This is a genomic window from Methanospirillum sp. (genome assembly GCF_035406105.1).
Lineage (GTDB): Archaea > Halobacteriota > Methanomicrobia > Methanomicrobiales > Methanospirillaceae > Methanospirillum.
Window position 1 is genome coordinate 1 of sequence record NZ_DAONKG010000295.1, and the last position, 2,362, is coordinate 2,362.

At 48.2% G+C, this 2,362-nt stretch carries 3 protein-coding genes; 1 reads left to right on the top strand and 2 read right to left on the bottom strand.

Going from position 1 to position 2,362, the window contains the following annotated elements; genetic code table 11:
* Positions 1-856 (top strand): PAS domain-containing protein (locus PLA23_RS12595; protein ID WP_324475404.1); only part of this gene is annotated, 856 nt, incomplete at its 5' end.
* 5 nt (positions 857-861) lie between these two features.
* Here the strand turns inward: PLA23_RS12595 and xth are convergent.
* Together xth and PLA23_RS12605 are read right to left on the bottom strand one after the other, a co-directional pair.
* Positions 862-1,542, bottom strand: a complete 681-nt coding sequence (xth, locus tag PLA23_RS12600; RefSeq protein ID WP_324475406.1) for an exodeoxyribonuclease III — start codon at positions 1,540-1,542, stop codon at positions 862-864.
* Between the two features lie 121 nt (positions 1,543-1,663).
* Positions 1,664-2,362 (bottom strand): sugar phosphate isomerase/epimerase family protein (locus tag PLA23_RS12605; protein WP_324475405.1); only part of this gene is annotated, 699 nt, incomplete at its 5' end.

Here is a 2,362-nt window from a genome sequence, read left to right on the forward strand (position 1 = left end):
ACTGCTTGATCAGTGGTACCCTTCCCTGTACTCTCCCTCACCAACCGTACCGGGGGCATACGAGGTGGTTGACTTTTTCCCTCATATTGGGGAGACAGGAAAATGGATCATGAGCACGTCGGCACGCCTTGTTAATGAAAAGGGGGTGACCATTGGTGCCATCGAGACTTTTGAGGACATCTCATCTCAAAAGGATGCTGAAGAAGCCATTCGTATCAGCGAGGAACGATTCAAGATAGCATCTCATATTGCGACCGATCTTATCTTTGAGTATGACCAGAAGACGGATGAGATATTGTGGTTTGGTGATATCGAGAAATGGCTTGGTCTTGAATCATCGGCCCGGGTCAGGACGCTCACCGGCTGGACCAGTCTGATTCATGAAGATGATGTTGGAAAAGTGAAAAGTGCCTTTATTCACCATGTTCTGACCGGAGAGCCTATCACAGAAGAGCTTCGTATCAGACACCGGAACGGGATGTACCAGACCTGGATTATCAAGGCCGTGGCTTTGTGCAATAATAATTATCAACAGATAAAAACGGTTGGGATCGTTTCAGACATCAGCGAGATGCGGGCAAATGAGGAAGCAAAGAAGAAGGCCCTGATCGCTATTGAGAAGTACATCGAACAGTTTGCCGTCCTCAATGATCATATCAGAAACCCGCTTCAGGTGATTGCCGGGTATAATGATCTCCAGGGCGGAGAATATGCCGGACATATCGCCAACCAGATCGCTCAGGTAAACCGGATCGTCGATCAACTCGATAAAGGATGGATTGAATCAGAAAGTATCCGGGAATTCTTACGAAAACACTATGGGATTTCTGCAAAGGATACACAAACCAAAAAATAAACCTGCTATGGAAATTCCACCGTGAGCGTAACCGGGCAGTGATCTGATCCCATGATGTCATTTCTGATTCCTGCCCCGGTAATGAACGGTCGTACTGCTGCATTCACAAAGAAATAATCAATTCTCCAGCCGACATTTCGTGCCCGTGCCCGTGTCTTGTAATCCCACCAGCTATACTGCTCCGGTTCATCAGAAAAGAGTCTGAAGCTGTCAAAAAACCCGGCGTCAATAACCCGGTCAATCCATTCCCGCTCAACAGGCAGAAACCCTGACACCTGTTCATTCTCCTTTGGCCGTGCAAGGTCGATCGGTTTATGGGCAGTATTGACATCTCCGCAGAATATGATCCGCTCCCCTGCGGCTTGCATGGCTTTGATCTTCTCAAGGAACGCATCATAGAACCTGAGTTTAAATGCAAGTCGTTCATCAGATGCTCCCCCATTCGGAAAATAGACATTTAAAAGGACAAACTCAGGATATCGTGCGATAATAATCCTTCCTTCTGTATCAAATTCAGGAGAGAGTCCTCCCCGCTCGATGGATACGGGTTCGGTCCTCGAATACATCGCAACCCCGCTGTATCCTTTCCGTATAGCCGGATTTATGTAAAAGAAGTACCCGGGAATTCTGGTGATCTCCGGCGGCAGTGTATGGCTATCTGCTTTGGTCTCCTGCAGACAGAGGATATCAGGTTATTCATGAATAAGAAATTGTGGAAATGAGATGCCGGGGAGTACCTCCTTGCCACTGACGGCTCTGATGCCATTCACATTCCAGGAGTACAGGGTGTATTTTTTCATGCCCGGTTCATCCAATCCCAAATCTTCGAAGTGCTACCAGGCTGTTATGGGCTGCCCTGAACGTCGGAACATCAATAACCCCTCTTGCACCATTTGCAAACATACTCGCAGCCACCTGTTCAAAGTGGATAGATCCTCTGCCTATCTCAAGGTGCTCTTCTGAAAACTCCCGACAATCGTAGAGATACAGGCATCTGCTCGCGGATTCATGCAGAAATCCGGGTAAACATCCGTTCACATGGGCATGGCCGATGTCAAGGGCCAAAGGAACCTGAGTGATGAGATTGAGATCTTCAGGATACCTGACCATATACCCTTCACCCCTCCCCATATTCCTGAATAAAAACCTGATTCCAAATTCATCTGCAGCCCTGATAATATCACCACATGATCTCGCAAGCTGCCGTTTTGCATGGGGGCGATCAGCAGATGATGTGACATATCCTGGATCAACCACCACTTCAGCTCCTATCTCAGAGGCAAACTCAAACCGTTCGGTAATCACCGCTACCGCAGCCTGCCTGATCGGTTCAAGAATACTGGACGGGTTGATATCCCGCTGAGGGAGCCGGATCATATACTTGTAGGGAAATGATTCAAGAAGGCTAACTGCCGGGATATGATGAACACCGCCATCTACGATCTCAATGCCCCGGGTTAAGGAGCCTAGGCTTTCAAGGGCGATCTCAAGCGAAGTATCCCGCAT